General features: G+C 67.2%; 16 protein-coding genes. 5 read left to right on the plus strand and 11 right to left on the minus strand.

Annotated features, from left to right (window positions below; translation table 11 throughout):
* Positions 1–2 precede the first annotated feature (2 nt).
* The 4 genes from ACOMG5_RS02870 to ACOMG5_RS02885 form a co-directional block, all read right to left on the minus strand.
* A complete protein-coding gene (locus ACOMG5_RS02870; RefSeq protein WP_420342272.1) occupies positions 3–887 on the minus strand; it encodes an ABC transporter permease in 885 nt (294 codons plus the stop codon).
* Positions 888–897: 10 nt separating this feature from the next.
* Entirely contained in the window at positions 898–1,839 is a 942-nt protein-coding gene (locus ACOMG5_RS02875) for an ABC transporter permease (protein WP_420342273.1), read from the minus strand.
* A complete protein-coding gene (locus tag ACOMG5_RS02880; RefSeq protein WP_420342274.1) occupies positions 1,839–3,428 on the minus strand; it encodes an ABC transporter substrate-binding protein in 1,590 nt (529 codons plus the stop codon). The genes ACOMG5_RS02875 and ACOMG5_RS02880 overlap by 1 nt, the downstream gene beginning before the upstream one ends.
* 312 nt (positions 3,429–3,740) lie before the next feature.
* On the minus strand, positions 3,741–5,024 hold the full coding sequence (locus ACOMG5_RS02885; protein ID WP_420342275.1) for an ArgE/DapE family deacylase: 1,284 nt from the start codon (positions 5,022–5,024) through the stop codon (positions 3,741–3,743).
* Between the two features lie 104 nt (positions 5,025–5,128).
* Between ACOMG5_RS02885 and ACOMG5_RS02890 the strand changes: the two genes are divergently transcribed.
* Positions 5,129–5,905 (plus strand): IclR family transcriptional regulator, encoded by a 777-nt coding sequence (locus ACOMG5_RS02890; RefSeq protein ID WP_420342276.1) that lies wholly within the window; start codon positions 5,129–5,131, stop codon positions 5,903–5,905.
* A gap of 16 nt (positions 5,906–5,921) precedes the next feature.
* Here ACOMG5_RS02890 and ACOMG5_RS02895 read toward each other — a convergent pair whose 3' ends face one another.
* Genes ACOMG5_RS02895 through ACOMG5_RS02915 form a run of 5 tightly spaced genes read right to left on the minus strand, consistent with a single transcriptional unit; the run spans position 5,922 to position 9,687 of the window.
* Positions 5,922–6,818 carry a LysR family transcriptional regulator gene (locus ACOMG5_RS02895; RefSeq protein WP_420342277.1) on the minus strand — a complete coding sequence of 299 codons (897 nt, stop codon included), beginning with the start codon at positions 6,816–6,818 and terminating at the stop codon, positions 5,922–5,924.
* A gap of 6 nt (positions 6,819–6,824) precedes the next feature.
* On the minus strand, positions 6,825–7,439 hold the full coding sequence (locus tag ACOMG5_RS02900) for an alpha/beta hydrolase (protein ID WP_420342278.1): 615 nt from the start codon (positions 7,437–7,439) through the stop codon (positions 6,825–6,827).
* Between the two features lie 9 nt (positions 7,440–7,448).
* On the minus strand, positions 7,449–8,399 hold the full coding sequence (locus tag ACOMG5_RS02905) for a glutathione S-transferase family protein (RefSeq protein ID WP_420342279.1): 951 nt from the start codon (positions 8,397–8,399) through the stop codon (positions 7,449–7,451).
* A gap of 9 nt (positions 8,400–8,408) precedes the next feature.
* On the minus strand, positions 8,409–9,251 hold the full coding sequence (locus ACOMG5_RS02910; protein WP_420342280.1) for a VOC family protein: 843 nt from the start codon (positions 9,249–9,251) through the stop codon (positions 8,409–8,411).
* A 28-nt stretch (positions 9,252–9,279) separates the two neighbouring features.
* Complete coding sequence (locus tag ACOMG5_RS02915) at positions 9,280–9,687, minus strand: DoxX family protein (protein ID WP_420342281.1); 408 nt, start codon at positions 9,685–9,687, stop codon at positions 9,280–9,282.
* A 217-nt stretch (positions 9,688–9,904) separates the two neighbouring features.
* Here ACOMG5_RS02915 and ACOMG5_RS02920 point away from each other — a divergent pair, with 217 nt between their 5' ends.
* Genes ACOMG5_RS02920 through ACOMG5_RS02930 form a run of 3 tightly spaced genes read left to right on the plus strand, consistent with a single transcriptional unit; the run spans position 9,905 to position 13,105 of the window.
* Positions 9,905–10,954: an AraC family transcriptional regulator gene (locus ACOMG5_RS02920; RefSeq protein ID WP_420342282.1), complete on the plus strand. Its 1,050-nt coding sequence runs from the start codon at positions 9,905–9,907 to the stop codon at positions 10,952–10,954.
* 55 nt (positions 10,955–11,009) lie between these two features.
* Positions 11,010–12,188 carry a serine hydrolase domain-containing protein gene (locus ACOMG5_RS02925; RefSeq protein ID WP_420342283.1) on the plus strand — a complete coding sequence of 393 codons (1,179 nt, stop codon included), beginning with the start codon at positions 11,010–11,012 and terminating at the stop codon, positions 12,186–12,188.
* Positions 12,189–12,226: 38 nt separating this feature from the next.
* A complete protein-coding gene (locus ACOMG5_RS02930; RefSeq protein WP_420342284.1) occupies positions 12,227–13,105 on the plus strand; it encodes a helix-turn-helix domain-containing protein in 879 nt (292 codons plus the stop codon).
* A 3-nt stretch (positions 13,106–13,108) separates the two neighbouring features.
* Here ACOMG5_RS02930 and ACOMG5_RS02935 read toward each other — a convergent pair whose 3' ends face one another.
* Entirely contained in the window at positions 13,109–14,758 is a 1,650-nt protein-coding gene (locus ACOMG5_RS02935; protein WP_420342285.1) for a flavin-containing monooxygenase, read from the minus strand.
* A 221-nt stretch (positions 14,759–14,979) separates the two neighbouring features.
* Positions 14,980–15,222 (minus strand): WGR domain-containing protein, encoded by a 243-nt coding sequence (locus tag ACOMG5_RS02940; protein WP_420342286.1) that lies wholly within the window; start codon positions 15,220–15,222, stop codon positions 14,980–14,982.
* Positions 15,223–15,630: 408 nt separating this feature from the next.
* On the opposite strand from ACOMG5_RS02940, the gene ACOMG5_RS02945 reads away from it, so the two are divergent.
* Positions 15,631–16,029 carry a hypothetical protein gene (locus ACOMG5_RS02945; protein WP_420342287.1) on the plus strand — a complete coding sequence of 133 codons (399 nt, stop codon included), beginning with the start codon at positions 15,631–15,633 and terminating at the stop codon, positions 16,027–16,029.
* Positions 16,030–16,950 lie beyond the last annotated feature (921 nt).

The raw sequence follows: 16,950 nt of genomic DNA on the forward strand, positions 1-16,950 counted from the left end.
CCTCACAGCCGTTTCGCCATGCGCGGATCCAGCCGGTCGCGCAGCACATCGCCCAGCATGTTCACGCTGAGCACCGTCAGCGAGACCATCAGCCCGGGGTAGAGGATCAGTTCCGGCTTCAGCAGGAAGAAGGTCCGGCCATCGGCCATCATGTTGCCCCAGGAGGGGGTCTCGGGCGGCACGCCCGCGCCGAGGAAGCTCAGGATCGCCTCGGTCATGATCGCGGAGGCGAAGATATAGGTGCCTTGCACCAGAAGCGGCGCGACCGTATTTGGCAGCATGTGCCGCCAGACCATATGCCACACGCCGGTGCCGAGGACGGAGGCCGCCTCCACATAGGGTTCGTTCTTCACGCCGAGGATGACGGAGCGCACCATCCGCGCCACCCGCGGGATCTCCGGCACCGCGATCGCGATCAGAACGGTCGTGAGCGTGGCGCCCGAAATCGCCACCAGCGCGATGGCGAGCAGGATGCCCGGAATCGCCATCAGCCCGTCCATGAAGCGCATGACGATCAGATCCGCCCAGCGGAAATAGCCGGTGATCACCCCGAAGAACGTGCCCAGCAGCACCGAGACCAGAACCGTGCCCGCGCCGACCGCGAGTGAGATCCGCGCGCCATAGACGATGCGGGAATAGACATCGCGGCCGAAGCTGTCGGTGCCGAGCCAATGCGCGGCGCTCATGCCCTTGAGCCGCAGCGCCGGGTCGAGCTTCACCGGGTCCACCGTGCCGAGCCAGGGCGCGAAGACCGCGCCCAGCACGATCAGCGCCAGCACGACGGCCGAGATCCGGGCGGGCCAGCTCGACAATACGTCGCGCAGGATCCGGCCGAGGCCGCGGCCTTCGGCGCCGGCCATGTCGGGGAGGTCGAGCGTCTTGGTCATGGGTGCCCCCTCAATACCGGATGCGCGGATCGAACAGCCCGTAGAGCAGATCGACGCCGAGGTTGATGAACACATAGATCGTGGAGAACAGCAGGATCACCGCCTGGATCACGGTATAATCGCGCGCCAGAACCGCCTCCAGCACCAGCCGCCCGAGGCCGGGAATGTTGAATACGGATTCGGTCACCACCACCCCCCCGATCAGCATGGCGATGGAAACGCCGATGATCGTCACGATCGGGACGGCGGCATTGCCGAGCGCATGATCGGTGAGCACGGCGCGCTCGGTCATGCCCTTGGCGCGCGCGGTGCGGATATAGTCCTCGTTCATCACCTCGATCACATTGGTGCGCACGATCCGGGCAATCAGCGCGATATAGGGAAAGCTCAGCGCGACCGAGGGCAGCACCAGCCGCGAGGCGAATTCCCACAGCCCGGCCGACATGGGCTTGTAGCCCTGCACCGGGAACCAGCCGAGCCCGCGCGCGAAGACCAGGATCAGGATATAGCCGATGATGAACACCGGCACCGAGAAGCCCATCACCGAGCCCGCCATCACCAGCCGGTCGATCCATTTGCCCTGCTGCCAGGCGGCCACGACCCCAAGCGGGATCGCGACCAGCACGGCGAGGGTCACCGTCGTCAGGCTGAGCGCCAGCGTCGGGCCGAACCGGTCGAGGATCAGCGCGGTCACCGGCTTGCCCGAGACCAGCGAGAGCCCGAAATCGCCCTGCGCGATGGCGCCCATCCAGAGGACCAGCTGCTCCAGCAGGGGCCGGTTCAGGCCCATGCTCTCGCGCAGCGCATCAAGCTGCTCCGGCGTGGCATTCGGCCCGCCGATCATCACCGCCGGATCCCCCGGCGACAGCCGCAGCACCAGGAAGACGATGACCGCGACCATCAGCAGCACCGGGATGGCCGACAGGACGCGCTTGACGACGAAACCGAGCATCAGTCGGCCTTTTCCATGTTCCAGAACACCGGCGCCTCGGCATCGAGCTGGCCGGTGAGCTTCGCGGATTTCACGGTGACGTTGTAGAATTCGCCCATCGGCAGCATGACCTGATTGTCGATCACCAGCTTGTCGATCTCCTGGCCGATCTTGGCCTGTTCGGCCGGGTCGGCGGTGCGGGCGAGCGCGCCGCGCAGCTCCTCGATCGCGGGGACGTCGGGCCAGCCGAACCAGGCCGAAGCCCCGCCCGCAGCGACGCCGATGAAGCCGATCGGGTCGCCCACGTCGGGCAGCACGTTGGTGGTCGAGAACATGTTCCAGCCGCCTTCGGCCACCGGCGCCTTGGAGGCGCGCCGCGCCACCACGCTGGCCCAGTCCATCGAGACCATATCCACCGTGAAGCCGCCATCGCGCAGCTGCTGCGCCACGACCGGGCCCTGCGGCGCGAGGCTCGCGAGGTCCGTCGCATGCATCAGCAGGATCGGCTTGCCGTCATAGCCCGCCTCCTTCAGCAGCGCCTTGGCCTCCTCGGGATGCGGGGCCACGATCTTGTCCGCCGCATAATCCGCGGCAAAGCGGCTGTCGCAGCCGAAGACGGCCGGGCAGGTCTGCCCATATTGCGACCCGGCGCCGACCTGGGCATCCAGCATCGCCTGCTGCCCGAGCGCGAGCAGTGCCGCCTCACGGATCTTCGGGTTGTCGAAGGGCGGCTGCAGCTGGTTCATCCGCACCAAGTTCTGGCTGCCCTGCTTCTTGTACACGGCGGTGGTGAAATCCGGGTTGCCCTCCACCAGCGGCAGCAGGTCATGCGGGATCTGCTCGTAGAAATCCACCTCGCCCGACAGCAGCGCATTCACCGCCGTCATCGAATCCGGCATCGTCGTCCAGACGACCTTGTCCACCTTCACCACCTTGCCGCCGGCCAGCCCGTCGGCCGGTTCGCTGCGGGGCAGGTAGTCGGGGTTCTTCGCGAACGTGGCGCTCACGCCGGGCTTGTAGTCCGCCTCGACGAATTTGAACGGGCCCGAGCCAATAGTGGAGGTGATCGGCTGGCTGGTGGGCGTCTCTGCCACGGCCTTCGGCATCATGAACGGGGCGAGGCCCGAGGGCTTGCTCAGCGCAATCAGCGCGATGCCGGTCGGCTCCTTGAAGGTCATGGTGAAGGTCTTGTCGTCCTTGACCTCATAGCCTTCCAGCAGCGAGGCCATCACCTGGCCTGTCTTGTCGATCTGGCTCCAGCGTTTCAGCGAGGCGACGCAATCCTCGGCGGTCACCGGCGTGCCATCGTGCCATTTCAGCCCGTCGCGCAGTGTCAGCGTGTAGCTCTTGCCATCCTCCGAGGCGGTCCAGCTGGCCATCTGCGGCTGCGGCTTGCCGGCGCTGTCGCGTGCCAGCAGCGTGTCATAGACCATGTAGCCGTAGTTGCGCAGGATATAGGCGGTGGAGATCACCGGATCGACCGCGCGCAGCGGTGCATGCATCACGGCGGTGACGGTCGTCTCCGCCTGCGCCGCGATGCCGGCGGTGCCGAGGCACAGCGACATCAGCGTGGTGGTGAGAAAGCCGGAACGGAACGGGCGGTCGAACATTCGGGGTCTCCTGAAGCTGGCGAAAGGAAGCAATGACGATTGTCGTCAATCATGACTCGGAGCGTAGACGACGATTTTCCAGGCGGGCAACCCAGAATTGTCGCCGCTCCGGGAATTTTCCATGGTGCGGCCCGGTGCCTGCGGCGTGAGCAGGATTCCGGAAGGAAATACAGGAGGTTATGAACATATATCCGGGCTGCTTCATATCTGGGCGGTTCGTGTAAGATGTTGAATTTACGGGGTTATGGAGGGTATGCGCAGCCTGCCGGCACCGATAGGTGCCGGGGCGCGAACCCGGGAGGAGGGCGCGGCTCAGATTGGCTCTGTGCCGCACCATTCGGCGATGAACAGCGCCATCGCCTGTGTCACGCGCTTGACCGAACTCAGGCTCACGGCCTCATCAAACCCATGGATGCCCTTCGAGACCGGCCCGTAGCAGAGCGTCGGGATCCGGTTGTAGAGCGCATAGACCCGGGCATCGAGATAGGCCGCGGTCATGAAGGTCTCGAGCGGGGCGCCGAACGCGGCCTCATGCGCGGCGCCAAGGATCGTCTCGGCCTCCGAGCCGGGCTCGAGGATATAGCCCTCGGCATTGAAGCCGTTCTGGGTCAGCACCGGCGGGTTTTGCGCCAGGAACCGGTCGCCGCGGGAAAAGGCCGCCACATGTTCGGCGATCTCGCGGAACTTCTCGCGCGCCTTCTGGCCCGGATAGATCGCCACGCGCACCTGAAACCGGCACCAGGCCGGGACCGAGGAGCCCCAGTCGCCGCCCTCGATGATGCCGACGTTGAGGTTGATCGGATGCGGCTCACCGGCGCATTCGGGATGCTGGTCGCGCTCGGCGTTCCACTTCGCCTCGATCTCGCGCAGCGATCCGATCAGCCGGTAGGCGGCGTCGATCGCATTCGCACCCTCGCCCATCTCGCGCACATGCACCGGAATCCCGCGCACCTCGACGCTGAACCACAGCACCCCCAGCCCGGCGCGCACCAGCTTTTCATGCTCTGGCTCCGGGATCAGCGCGGCATCGGCGGTATAGCCGCGCAGAAAGGTCTGCATCGCGCCATTGCCGGTGGATTCCTCCTCCACCACGGATTGCAGATAGACCGTCGCCGCCGGTTGCAGCCCGATCCGCTTCAGCGCCTCCAGCGCGAAGACATTGGCCGCCGCGCCCGCTTTCATGTCTCCCGCGCCGCGGCCATACATCCAGTCCCCGATGATGGCGCCGCCATAGGGATCGTGCTCCCACATGTCGCGCGGGCCGACGGGCACCACATCCAGATGGTGCTGCAAAATCAGCGAACGCCCCGCCTCCGCCTTCGGGTGATGGATCCCCACCACGATCGGCGCCCGCGAATGGGTGGCGGAGAACGGCGCGCCACCTTCATGCGCGGCCAGCGCCGCCTCGTCCATGTCGAACCGGTCCATCTTCATCCCGCGCGCCTTGAGGTCGTCGTGGATGAAGTCCTGGATGGTGAATTCCTCGCCCCGCTGCGACGCGAAGGAGACGAGCTTTTGCGTATAGGCGACCTGCCGGTCGAAGTTGTCTTCGACCGATTGCAGGATCGCCGCCCGCAGGCCGGCGTCGAGTGCCATCAGATTCCCCGTTGGTCTGTATTTTCCTCAGAACAACGGTTCGAAACGATTGTGTCAACAAATGATTTGCTAGTATCATCAGATGATACGTTTTGAGGTGTCCCATGCCAGAACCCGGCCAACAGATGCGCGCAGCGGAGCGGATTGCCGCAATTCTGGGAAGTTTCTCGGCGGCGCGGACGCAGCTGACGCTGAGCGAGATCGCCCGCGAGAGCGGGCTCGACAAGAACACGGCGCGCAGGCTGCTGCTGGCGCTGGCTGAAACCGGGCTGATCGCGCGCGCGGAGGATCTATACAGCCTCGGCAGCCGGGTGCTGCAGCTGCAGCCCGCGGTGCATGCGCCGCGCGCCTTGCGCGAGGCGGCTTCGCCCTGGCTGCACGACCTCACCCGCGCGGTGGAGATGACCTCCTTCGCCTGGATGCCCGATCCCGATGGCGCCATCTGTGTGGAGCGCGCGAGCACGCATCGCACGATCTTCACCGCGCTGAACTGGTCCTCTCCGGGCACGCTGCTGCCGCTGAACGTGGCCGCGGGGCCGCGGGCGATCCTCGGGCATCTGGATCCGGTGGCGCGCGCGGCCTGGCTTGCGCGGCCGCAGCCCGCCTTCACCCAGCACAGCCAGACGGACCCGGCGGCCCTGGCGGCGGAGGCCGATGTTATCCGCGCCCAAGGCCATGCCTGGGTGCCCAATGATTACGTCGTCGGGCTTGCGGGGCTGGGCGTGCCGGTGCTGGACAGGCAGGGGCGGCTGGCCGGGTCGATCTCGGTGACGGCAGCCACCCATGTGCTGGAAGATCCGGGAACGCTCGCCCGCACGCTCGCCGCACTCCGGGCGGTGGCGGCGGAGGTGGGGCTGCGGCTCCAGGGGGCGCCCGGCTGAGCGGCAGCCCTCCGTATTACCACCCTCTGTCCCAGTCCGCGCCATCGTGGAAGCACGAGACGAGGTAATCCACCAGCGCGCGCACCTTCACCGCCAGATGCCGTGCGGGAGGATAGACCGCGTGGATCGTATAGCTGATGGCTTCCTCGTCGCGCAGGAGCGCCACCAGCCGGCCGGCGCGCAGGCTTTCGCCCGCGATGAACGTGGGTACCCGGACGATGCCGAGCCCCGCCTCCGCCGCCATCAGCGCCGCCTCGCCGTTCGAGAAGCGGAACCGGCCGTCCACGGTGATGGCGGCATCGCGGAAGCGCCAGATCTGCGGCTCGCGGAAATTCGCATCGAGGATGCAGGCATGGCCCGGAAGGTCCGCGGGCCGAGTGGGGGTGCCTGCGCGGGCGAGGTAATCCGGCGCGGCCACGGTGATCACCCGCGCCTCGCCCAGCTTGCGCGCGATCAGGCTGCTGTCCGCGGGGGTGCCGATGCGCACCGCCATATCATAGCCCTCGTCGATCAGGCTCACGGTGCGATCGGTGAAATCGGTGTCGAGCTGGATATCCGGGAAGGCGCGGGCGAAGTCGATCAGGCGCGGCATCAGCTGCATCCGCCCGAACGACAGCGGCGCCGAAAGCCGCAGCCGCCCCGCGGGCGCGCCCGATGCATTGCGCACCGAGGCCTCCAGCGCATCGAATTCCTCGAGGATCGCGCGCATGCGCTCGAAATAGGCCTGGCCGACTTCGGTGGCATGCAGGGCCCGGGTGGTGCGCTTCAGCAGCTGCACGCCCAGCTCCGCCTCCAGCCGCGCAACCAGCTTCGAGGCTTGGCCGCTGGACGTGCCGAGCCTGCGCGCCGCCGCAGCGAAGCTGCCGCTGTCGAGCACGGCCACGAACATCCTGTCGCAGTCGAGCCGGTCCATGGGCGCTCAGCTGTGCAGCAGGCCGAAGGCGCCGGCGAGGAAGCGCGCACCCTCCTGCGCCCCTTGCGGCGAGATGCCGTGATACTGCCCGGGCTCGATGATCAGCCGGGTGGGCACACCCGCCGCCGTCAGCCGGGCGGCAGCCTCCTGCGATTGCGTGAACGGGATCGCCATGTCGGCATCGCCATGGATCAGCAGCGCGGGGGTGCCGCGCGCGGGGTTGTCCACCGGCGTCGCGAGCCGCCCGGAATAGGCCAGCACCGCCGCCACCGGCCATCGCCCCGAGGCCAGCGCATCGAGCGCCATGATCGCGCCCTGCGAGAAGCCCACCAGCGCCACCCGGTCCAGCCGGGCCGCGAAACCGTGCTCCGCCACCAGCGCACCGATCACCGCATCGAAATCCGCGCGTGCCGCGATCACCCGCGCGCCGCGGTTCTCAGGCGTGACCCCGGCGATGGAGAACCATTGCCGCCCGGGGCCGCCCTGATCGAAGGGGAAGGGCGCATCCGGCGCCGCGAAGGCGGTATCGGGCAGCGCGCGCGCCCAGATCGGGCCGAGCCCGGCGAGGTTCTCGCCGCGCGCGCCGACGCCATGCAGCAGGATGACAAGCTGTTCGCTCATGATGTCCCCTTACAGCCGCACCGGGTCCAGCCCGGGCAGGTCCGGCCCCAGCGGCACGATCTGCGTCGGGTTCAGGGCCTTGATCGAATAATAGCCGCGCTTGATATGGTCGATGCTGACGGTCTCACGCACGCCCGGCTGATCCAGCACCCGCAGCATGTAGCTCTGCAGGGCCGGGTAATCCGCCACCCGGCGCAGGTTGCATTTGAACAGGCCATGGTAGGCCGCATCGAAGCGCACCAGCGTCACGAACAGGCGGATGTCGGTCTCGGTCAGCGCAGGGCCGAACAGGAACGGGCTGGTCTCCGACAGCTGCGCCTCCAGCATATCCAGCTCCGCGAACACATCGCGGAACGCCTCTTCATAGGCCAGCTGCGTGGTGGCGAAGCCCGCGCGATAGACGCCATTGTTCAGCCGCGGATAGATCCGGTCGTTCAGCGTGTCGATCTGCTTGCGCAGTGCTTCGGGATAGAGATCCGGGCCGCTGCCCATCGCGCCGAAGCCTGGGTTGAACATCCGCACGATATCGGCGGATTCGTTGTTTACGATCGTGCGCTTCGCCTTGTCCCACAGCACCGGCACCGTGGCGCGGCCGGTGTAATGGGCGTCCGCGCGGGTATAGATCTCATGCATCCAGGTGGCGCCGTTGATCGGGTCGGGGCTGGCGAAGCGCCAGCCCTGCTCGGCCAGAGCCGGCTCCACCACCGTGACGTCGATCGCCCCGGTCAGGCCCTTCAGGCGCCGCGCGATCAGCGTGCGCGACGCCCAGGGGCAGATCAGCGCCACATAGAGGTGATAGCGCCCCGCCTCGGCCTTGAAGCCGCCGGTGCCGGTCGGGCCCGGGGCGCCATCGGGCGTGACCCAGTTGCGGAAGCCCGAGACCTGCCGCACGAAGCCGCCCTTGGCATCCACCGCCTGCACCGGCTGCCAGTTCTCGGTCCATTTTCCATCGACCAGCATCTCATTCCCTCACTGCGCGAGTTTCAGCGAAACCGGCGTGCCCCACGGGTCCGCCAGCATGACCGTATTGCCTTCGCCGCCCAGGGCCACGCCCTGGGCATCGGCTGCCGCCCGGATCGCCGCGACCCGAGCGGGTGCTACCAGCATCTCAACCTCGCTCAGCCCGGTCGAGGGGAAATTGCGTACCCCGGCGCCACGGCTGTTCCACTGGTTGGTGGCGATGTGGTGGTGGTAACCGTTGGCGGAATAGAAGGTCGCTCCCGGGTAATGCGTGGTGACATCAAGCCCGATCAGCCCCTGATAGAAGGCCTCGGCCGGGGGCAGGGCGCCCACCTGCAGGTGGACGTGGCCCATAGTCATGCCCTCGGCATGGCCCGTCCAATGCGTATCGCCCGCGGAGGCGACCAGATCGGGCAAGTCCAGCGCCTCGGTCACCATATGGACCGAGCCGTTGTTCCAGATCCAGCTGTTCGCGGGGCGGTCGGCATAGACTTCGATGCCGTTGCCTTCCGGATCGGTCAGGTAGATCGCCTCGCTCACCGCGTGATCGGAGGCGCCCACGACGGGGATCCGGTTGTCTGCGATATAGCGGGTCCAGCGCCCGAGATCGGCGCGGGTGGGCATCAGGAAGGCTGCGTGAAACAGCCCGGCCTCGCGCTGGCTGCGCTGCCGCGCGGCGGTATCGCGGCGCAGCTCCAGCAGCACGCGCCCGCCTGCGCCATAGGTGGCGACCTCCCCCTCGCGCGAGATCCGCGCGAGGCCCACGACACGCTCGTAGTAATCGCCGACGCGGTCGAGATCATGCACCGTCAGGGCGACGCGGCCCATGTGAAATTCGGTTTCGGTGATCATGCTATCCTCCAATATCCGTGCGTGTGGCTCAGAACAGGGCCGGGGTGGCCACGATTGCAGCGGCGCCATCGCCCAGCAGCGCAAACACCAGCAGCGTCACGATCCAGAACACCGGGTATTCCCAGCCGCCATTCGGATTGGTGAACCAGAACCCGGCGGGCCCATGCACCTTCACCACCGTTCCGGCCATCACCGGGATCATCGCCAGCGCGGCGAGACGCGGCATGAAGCCGAACAGCAGCGCCGTGGCGCCGAGGATTTCCCACACGATCGTCACATAGGCGAACCAGCCCGGCAGGCCGAGCGACTTGAAGAAACCCACGGTCCCGGCGGGCTTGAAGATGAACAGCTTCAGATAGACGTGGGCGAAGAACAGGAAGGCCAGCGCCAGCCGCAGGATCAGGGCGCCGAAGGGGGCAGTCGTCATATCGATCATTTTTGCTACTCCGTTTTCCGGCATCCCGCCGGAGGATTGGGTGCATTCTGGCGATGAATATCGGCCCTTCCTGTGCCGGAGACTAGCTGCACATTTCTCATGATACTCAATCCATAATGGAAGTAATAGCGCCGGATCCAAGACCAAAGAGCCGCTTGGCAAGCGCCGGATTCATGGCATTCTGGGCGCCTTGCATCGGCTGAAGGGAGGAGCGGCCATGCTGGAACAGGCATTGCTGTGTGATGGCGCGGGGAGGCCCATCACGCAGGACGGCCCCGGCGCCTCGCGCGACTGGGACGAGGTGCAGGATTTCTGCCGGAGGGTCTACATGCCCTACCGGGTGCGCCCGCTTGGCCTCGGCCTGCGCCCCGATGCGACCCTGCGCAGCGCCAGCGTGGGCCGCGTCACCCTGACCCGGTTCTCCTATGGCGTGCCGATCCACCTCGACGCCTTCGATCCGGCGGCAGGCAATGTGCTGGTGCTCAATACGCTCCAGGGCAGCCTGCGCCATCAGGGCCACGGCGGCGCCGATCCCGTCACCCGCGCGGGCGACAGCTTCGTGGTGGATTGCAGCCGCACGGATTATTGGCTGGAGGGGGACGGCGCGCATATGCAGCTGAACCTCACGATCCCGCATGCAGTCCTGGCCGAAACGGCGCTGCGCTGGTTCGGCGCGGAGCCGGGAGACCGGCTCTGGACCCGGCGGCAGGCCTTTGGCGGGCCGCGCTGGCAGGCGCTTCTGGGCTATGTGGCGCAGACGATCGGGCCGGACGGGCGGGTGGTCGGCGGCACGCCGATGGAGACCCATCTGGAGGAGCTTTTGTGCGTGGAGCTGCTGCGGCTCTGGGCTGCGGGGGCGGGGGTGTCTCTGGCGGATGCGGGCCGCGCCGCGGCGCCCCGGCATGTGCGCGAGGCGGAGGAAATCATGCAGGCCGAAGCCCGCAGCGCGCCCGCCATCGGCGAGATCGCCCGCCGGGTCGGGGTCTCGGCGCGCACGCTTTCCGAAGGGTTCCAGCGGTTCCGCGGCTGTGCGCCGCGTGACGCCCTGCGCGAGCGGAGGCTCGACGGCGTGCGGGCGGCGCTGCGCCGGGCGGCGCCGGGCGATACGGTCACATCGGTAGCGCTCGATTGGGGCTATGCCAATTTCGGCGCGATGGCGCAGGCCTATGCCGCCCGTTTCGGCGAGAAACCCTCGCAGACGCTCGCCCAGGCGCGGCAGGCCGGCGATGGCTTCCGATTCCGGACAGGCGGTTCCGAAAACGAATAGCGGCGCGGGCGCCCGCGCCGCACCCTCTGACGACAGTCAGACAAGGGAGGATGGCATGACTGATCTGAAACAGAGCCTCGATGCGGTACTGCAGGGCACGGTCAGCGGTGCGCCGCGGGTGCCGGGCGTGGTGGCCATGGTCACCGACCGCAATGGCGACATCTATTCCGGCGCGGCGGGCGAGCGGGTGATCGGCGGCGCGCCGATGACGGAGGACACCGTATTCGCGATCTTCTCCACCACCAAGGCGATCGCGGCCACGGCCGCGCTGCAATGCGTGGAGGAAGGGCTGCTGGACCTTGATGCCCCCGCGCGCGACTATGCCCCCGCGATCGGCAAGCTTCAGGTGATCGACGGCTTCGATGGCGCCGGGCAGCCGATCCTGCGCGCGCCCGCAAGCGCGATCACCACGCGGCAGCTCCTGACCCATACCGCGGGCTTCGGCTACGATTTCTTCAACGAGACCTATCTGCGCCTTGCCAACGATCATGGCCAGCCGAGCGTGGTGACCTGTTCGCGCGCGGCGCTGGAAACGCCGCTGCTGTTCGACCCGGGCACGAAATGGGAATATGGCACCAATATCGACTGGGTGGGCCAGGTGGTGGAGGGCATCCGCGGCAAGCGCCTCGGCGCGGTGCTGCGCGAGCGCGTGTTCGACCCGCTGGGGATGAAGGACATCGGCTTCACCCGCACCGATGCGATGAAGGCGCGCACCGCCGCGATCCATGCCCGCGGCGCGGATGGCAGCCTGAGCGATATGGGCTTTGCCTTCCCGGATGCGCCGGAGGTGGATTGCGGCGGCCATGGGCTTTATGCGACGGTGCCCGAATACATGAAGTTCATCCGCATGTGGCTCAACGACGGGCAGGGCGTGCTGCGCCCCGAGACCGTGGAATGGGCTGCGCGCAACCAGCTGGAGCCGCATCAGAAGGTGGGCATGCTGCCCGGTGTGATCGGGGCGCTGTCGAATGATGCCGAATTCTTCCCGGGCTACCGCAAGGGCTGGTCCTTCAGCTTCATGACCATGGAGGAGGAGGCGCCCACCGGACGCCCGGCCGGCGCCATCGGCTGGGCGGGCCTTGCAAACCTGTTCTACTGGATCGACCGGAAAAACGGCGTGGGCGGCTATTGGGCCACGCAGATCCTGCCCTTCGGCGACCCTGTTTCTTTCACCGGCTATGTCGATTTCGAGACCGCCGTCTACCGCGCGCTTGCGCTGCGGCAGGCGGCCTGAGAGGGGCCGGGCGGGGACAACTCCGCCCGGATCGCACCATGGGGCTGTGCCCGCCCGAAGATCTGCCGAACTGGGTGCCGGGGCGCGTGCTTCTGGCCAGCGACGGTCTGGGCTGGAAAGACGTGGCGCTGCGCTCCTATCACTACCACGGCCAGGATGTGATCGTGCCCGCGATGCGGGATTTCATGCTGGTGGGCTACCAGATGGGCGAGACGCCGATGCGCCGCCGCTTCGAGGGCCGCTGGAGCCGCGACCGGCTCGGGCCCGGCGCGGCATCGCTCCTCACCCGCGCGCAGCAGGCTCACTGGACCTGGGAAGAGCCCATAGACGTCACCCATGTCTATCTCTCGGCGGCGCTGGTGGCCGATGTGGCGGGCGAGGCGCTGGATTGTCATGTCTCGGATGTGCGCCTCGCCGATGTGCTGCGCGCGGAGGATCCGGTGATGTCGCAGGCGATGCGGGCCATCGTTGAGGAGGCGCAGCACCAGGCCCTGGGCGGGCCGCTCTATGTGGACTGGCTCTCGCGCGGGCTGATCGTGCATCTGCTGCGCCGCTATGCGCAGATAGATTTCGCGCCGGTTCAGGCGGCGGGCCTCGGCCCCGCGAAGAAGCGCCAGATCGCGGATTTCGTGGAAGCGCATCTGGCCGATCCACTGACCCTCGCCGAGATGGCGCAGGCCGTGGGGATGACGCCCTGCGTCTTCTCGCGGCTGTTTCGGCTCAGTTTCGGTCAGCCGCCCTATGCCTATGTCATCGCCCGGCGGATCGAGGCGGCGCGGCGGCTGCTCACGGGCTCTGCGCTGCCGATCAAGGAAATCGCCGCCACATGCGGCTTCACCGATCAGGCGCATCTGACCCGGCTGTTCGTGCGGGTCCATGGCAAGGCCCCGGCCGCCTATCGCAAGGCGGCCGGGTAGCGGTTACTGCATCTCCACCCCGGCGTAGCCGCCCGCGGCGACCTCGTCGCATTTCTGCCGGTAGGTGCCGACGCCCCCGGTATAGGAGAGCACCCGGCGCGGCTTGCCCGGCACGTTGGAGCCCACATACCAGGAGTTCGTCCGCGAGATCAGGTTCGCATTCGCGGTCTCGTCATGGTGCTGCACCCACCAATCCTCGAATTCCGCGCTCGGTTCGGCCACGGAGCGGTTGTGCGCGCGCATGTGGCGGATGCAGCCGGTGATCCATTCGGTCTGCTGCTGCAGGCAGGTGGTCATGTTGCACAGCGCGGCCGAAGGCGCGAGCGGTGCGGCGGTGATGAACATGTTCGGATAGCCATGCACCATCATCCCGAGCGCGGTGCGGATATCGCGGCCCCAGTCCTCCTTCAGGCTGTGCCCGTCCTTGCCGCGGATGTCGATGCGGGTGAGCGCCCCCGATCCGGCGTCGAAGCCGGTGGCGAGGATGATCACATCGAGCGGATAGACCGTGCCATCGGCCAGCCGGATCCCCTCGGGCACCACCTCGGCGATCGGATTGTCGCGCACGCTCACGGCATGCACATTCGGGCGCAGATAGACTTCCAGGTAGTTCGTCTCCAGCGGCACCCGGTGCGTGCCGAAGCCGTAATCGCCGGGCTTCGGCACCAGCACGTCGATCAGCGCCGGGTCCTTCAGCCGCGCGCGCATCTTCTCGCGCACGAATTCGGAGATCTGCTCGCTCACCGCCTCGTCGAAGAACATCTCGGCGAAGGAGGCGAGCCAGAGCTTCAGCGAGCCATCGCCATGGATCTCCTCCAGCACCGCGCGGCGCTCCTCGGGGCTCAGATCGGCCCAGGTATGCACGAAGTCATACTCGAACCCGGTGAAGGTGCGCGGCAGGTTCTGCTTCAGCTCGTCGAACCGCGCCTTGTAGGCCTTCTCCTCCTCCGGCCCGTATTTCGGGTTCTTCATCGGCAGCACATATTGCGGCGTGCGGATGAAGACGGTCAGGTCCTTCACCTTGTCGGCGATGGTCTGGATCACCTGGATGCCGGTGGCGCCGATGCCCACCACCCCCACGCGCTTGTCGCTCAGCTCCAGCGCCTCGCGCGGCCAGCGCGCGGTGTGGAAGATGCGGCCCTTGAAGCTTTCCTGCCCGGGAAAGCGGTTCTCCAGCGGCGCCGAGAGCATGCCGCAGCAGCCGATCAGGAACTGGGTGTCGAACGTGTCGCCGCGGTCGGTGCGCACGCTCCAGCGGCCGCGCGCGGCGTCATATTCGGCCGAGGTGACCTTGGTGGCGAGCAGGATGTCGCGGCGCAGGTCCAGCCGGTCGGTGATGTAGTGCATCCAGCGCTCGATCTCGGGCTGTGCCGGGAAGCGCTCGCTCCAGGTCCAGCCTTTGTAGAGTTCCTCGTCGAACAGATACTGGTAGATGTAGCTCTCGGAATCGAATTTCGCGCCGGGGTAGCGGTTCCAGTACCAGGTCCCGCCGACGTCGGTCGCGGCATCGACCGCAAGCACCTTCATCCCCTCCTTGCGCAGCTGATGCAGCTGATAGAGGCCCGCGACCCCGGCCCCGATGATCAATGCGTCCAGAACGACCGGGCCAGCCTGCGGCGCCGGGCGTTCGCTCGTGGCGAATGCCGTATCCATGTGTTTCCTCCCTTTGGCGCGGGGCTCCTCTCCCCACGGTCCGGTTTCGGACAGGATCAGGGTAGGGCGGCGGGGCCGGGGAGGTCTTGCACGATCCGGGGGAATTCTTTGAACATCCTGCGCGGGCTTTCGCAGTGGCGCGGCAATGTTCGATAAGTGCAGGACAGGGGCATTGCTTCTGGCTCTCCGCACAGAGCAATGTTGTGAATATGCGCCCCCGGTCAGGCCATGTAGCCCCGGCGGATCTTGCGCTCGGCCCAGATCCGGCCTTCCGCCTCTGCCGCGCTGCGCAAGGCGAACCACTGCCGCCGTTCCTGACCGGCGCTGCCGATGCGGCCCCAGCGGCGCACCAGCGTGCTGCCTCCGAACAGGTCCGCTTCCACGCTCAGCGCATAATAGCGCGCCATGTTGCACCCGCTGTCATGGCGGGTCAGCAGGAGGCTGTGGGGCGGCGCATCGGTCATGCGGTGAGTCTGCCACGAAACGGGGGCTGCGTCACGGTTTCGCTTTAACGGCGGCCGGGTAGGGTGGCGCAGTGGGACAGGCCCGAAGCCCCTTTAGCGCGTTCTGCCGCAACAGTGCGGCGCGCCTTGCCGAGGCACTGGGCGCGGCAGAGCGGCCTCCGGCGGCGCGGAGCCGGGGCTGAGATGGCGGTGAAGCGGCGTGAGGCTGAGCCTGCCCCTGCGCCCTGTTCAATATGTTCCAGAAGGCCCGAAGCACGACCGGCCTGCGCAGGGTGGCATCGGGCGCAAGACCACGACCATCCGGAGAAGCGGTCTGCTCCCAAGCGACAGCCGTTTTACGCATTCTCTGCGATAGTCGGGAGGATCGGGAGAAGGCGTTCAGCTTCAGCGCCCTGGTGCGCAAGCGCGATGTCTATCGCCGCCGGGGCACTGGGATGCTGCCGGGTGGGCGGTTGCGCAGACGGGAGGACGCGGCGATCTGTACAATTTCTGAACCGCGGCAATGCCTGCCTTCCGGTCAAGCGCGGGCTGATGCAGGCCGATAACAGCGCGCGGCACCAAGGCGTGGCCCCGGGCCATGCCTGCGGCGGCGGCCAGAAAGGCGTGGAGCGGAACCAGACATGGGAGCTCAGCGGCTTCCGCATCGAGAACGGCCGGGTGACCGGGGGAAACCGCGCGGAGAACGCGGGCACCGGTATGGCGAAGACGCGCCTGCCGATCGGGAGCCATGTGCCGCGGATCTACGCCACCGCGGCGCCGCTGCCGGTCATTCAGAGAGTAATCACTTTCGGTGCCGGGCAAGTCTAGGTCAGCCCGTCTGGCAGGGGGGATCGTTTTCGGTGGGGAAGCAGCCATGCCCAACGCGACCGTGTCCCGGCGAGCGGGCATGTGGCCGAGGGCGGAGCAGCGCCGAGGCCACTGATCGGGCGGCATCATGCGCATGTCGATCGAGGCGGGCCGGCTGGATGCTAGCGGGTATTCGGGCGGGTTCAAGAGCACGCCGGAACGGTGCCAAGCCTTCTCGGCGTTGTCGGCCGCAGGCACTCGTCCGGCACCGCGTGCTTCATGAGGGTGGGCCGGTGCGAGGCCGGGCATGTGATTGGAGGAAAGGCCATCGGCGCCTTCCACGACGCTGCACCTTAGCCCCGATCCGCTTCCGGGCCCGCGTAACGAGCGGGAATTCACCTGTCGGGGCGGTGCCGCGCTGATCGGAGGGTGCATGGCGATGTGCAGGCGTTCCGTGCATATGCCTATCTGCACGGCAGTCCGGGCGGACGTGACCTTATGGCGCCATAAGAGGCTGGCCAATCCTGGCTGATTGAGGCCCGCGACACCGCCGCGAAAGGGATCTCTGGCATGATGAATGTTCATTCGAGGACCCGGCTTTCGGGAGCGGACCGGCCGCAGCGAAACCTTATCTTTCGGCTTCGATGGCGAGGACTGTATCGGGCATTTGGAATACGCTGGCCTCCACAAAGCTCGGCACCGAAGCGCGGCCGGTGGGATGCTTACTCAAGCATCTCCGCCCGGGCGGCCTATTGGCGACCGGCTCCGAGGAACCGAATGCGTTGATTGAACTGCGCGCGGGGAACCGGCAGCAAACGAGCTGCCTTCATATTGGCAACGTTCTGTGACGGGCTGATCGCACCCGTCAGAACCACTAGGGCCCGCCCTGTCTTAAATATGGCGGCGGCAAACGGCCTGACCTCGCCTTCCTTCGCCGGAGGC

Origin of the sequence: Paenirhodobacter sp. (genome assembly GCF_041916475.1) — a bacterium.
Lineage (GTDB): Bacteria > Pseudomonadota > Alphaproteobacteria > Rhodobacterales > Rhodobacteraceae > Rhodobacter.

Excerpts from the sequence above, each read along its gene's own strand:
- ACOMG5_RS02905 (WP_420342279.1), bottom strand. The coding sequence starts at position 8,399 with ATGCTGGTCGATGGAAAATGGACCGAGAACTGGCAGCCGGTGCAGGCG.
- ACOMG5_RS02945 (WP_420342287.1), top strand. The coding sequence starts at position 15,631 with ATGTCTATCGCCGCCGGGGCACTGGGATGCTGCCGGGTGGGCGGTTGC.
- ACOMG5_RS02915 (WP_420342281.1), bottom strand. The coding sequence starts at position 9,687 with ATGATCGATATGACGACTGCCCCCTTCGGCGCCCTGATCCTGCGGCTG.
- ACOMG5_RS02910 (WP_420342280.1), bottom strand. The coding sequence starts at position 9,251 with ATGATCACCGAAACCGAATTTCACATGGGCCGCGTCGCCCTGACGGTG.
- ACOMG5_RS02935 (WP_420342285.1), bottom strand. The coding sequence starts at position 14,758 with ATGGATACGGCATTCGCCACGAGCGAACGCCCGGCGCCGCAGGCTGGC.
- ACOMG5_RS02880 (WP_420342274.1), bottom strand. The coding sequence starts at position 3,428 with ATGTTCGACCGCCCGTTCCGTTCCGGCTTTCTCACCACCACGCTGATG.
- ACOMG5_RS02875 (WP_420342273.1), bottom strand. The coding sequence starts at position 1,839 with ATGCTCGGTTTCGTCGTCAAGCGCGTCCTGTCGGCCATCCCGGTGCTG.
- ACOMG5_RS02925 (WP_420342283.1), top strand. The coding sequence starts at position 11,010 with ATGACTGATCTGAAACAGAGCCTCGATGCGGTACTGCAGGGCACGGTC.
- ACOMG5_RS02895 (WP_420342277.1), bottom strand. The coding sequence starts at position 6,818 with ATGGACCGGCTCGACTGCGACAGGATGTTCGTGGCCGTGCTCGACAGC.
- ACOMG5_RS02870 (WP_420342272.1), bottom strand. The coding sequence starts at position 887 with ATGACCAAGACGCTCGACCTCCCCGACATGGCCGGCGCCGAAGGCCGC.
- ACOMG5_RS02900 (WP_420342278.1), bottom strand. The coding sequence starts at position 7,439 with ATGAGCGAACAGCTTGTCATCCTGCTGCATGGCGTCGGCGCGCGCGGC.
- ACOMG5_RS02940 (WP_420342286.1), bottom strand. The coding sequence starts at position 15,222 with ATGACCGATGCGCCGCCCCACAGCCTCCTGCTGACCCGCCATGACAGC.
- ACOMG5_RS02890 (WP_420342276.1), top strand. The coding sequence starts at position 5,129 with ATGCCAGAACCCGGCCAACAGATGCGCGCAGCGGAGCGGATTGCCGCA.
- ACOMG5_RS02885 (WP_420342275.1), bottom strand. The coding sequence starts at position 5,024 with ATGGCACTCGACGCCGGCCTGCGGGCGGCGATCCTGCAATCGGTCGAA.
- ACOMG5_RS02930 (WP_420342284.1), top strand. The coding sequence starts at position 12,227 with ATGGGGCTGTGCCCGCCCGAAGATCTGCCGAACTGGGTGCCGGGGCGC.
- ACOMG5_RS02920 (WP_420342282.1), top strand. The coding sequence starts at position 9,905 with ATGCTGGAACAGGCATTGCTGTGTGATGGCGCGGGGAGGCCCATCACG.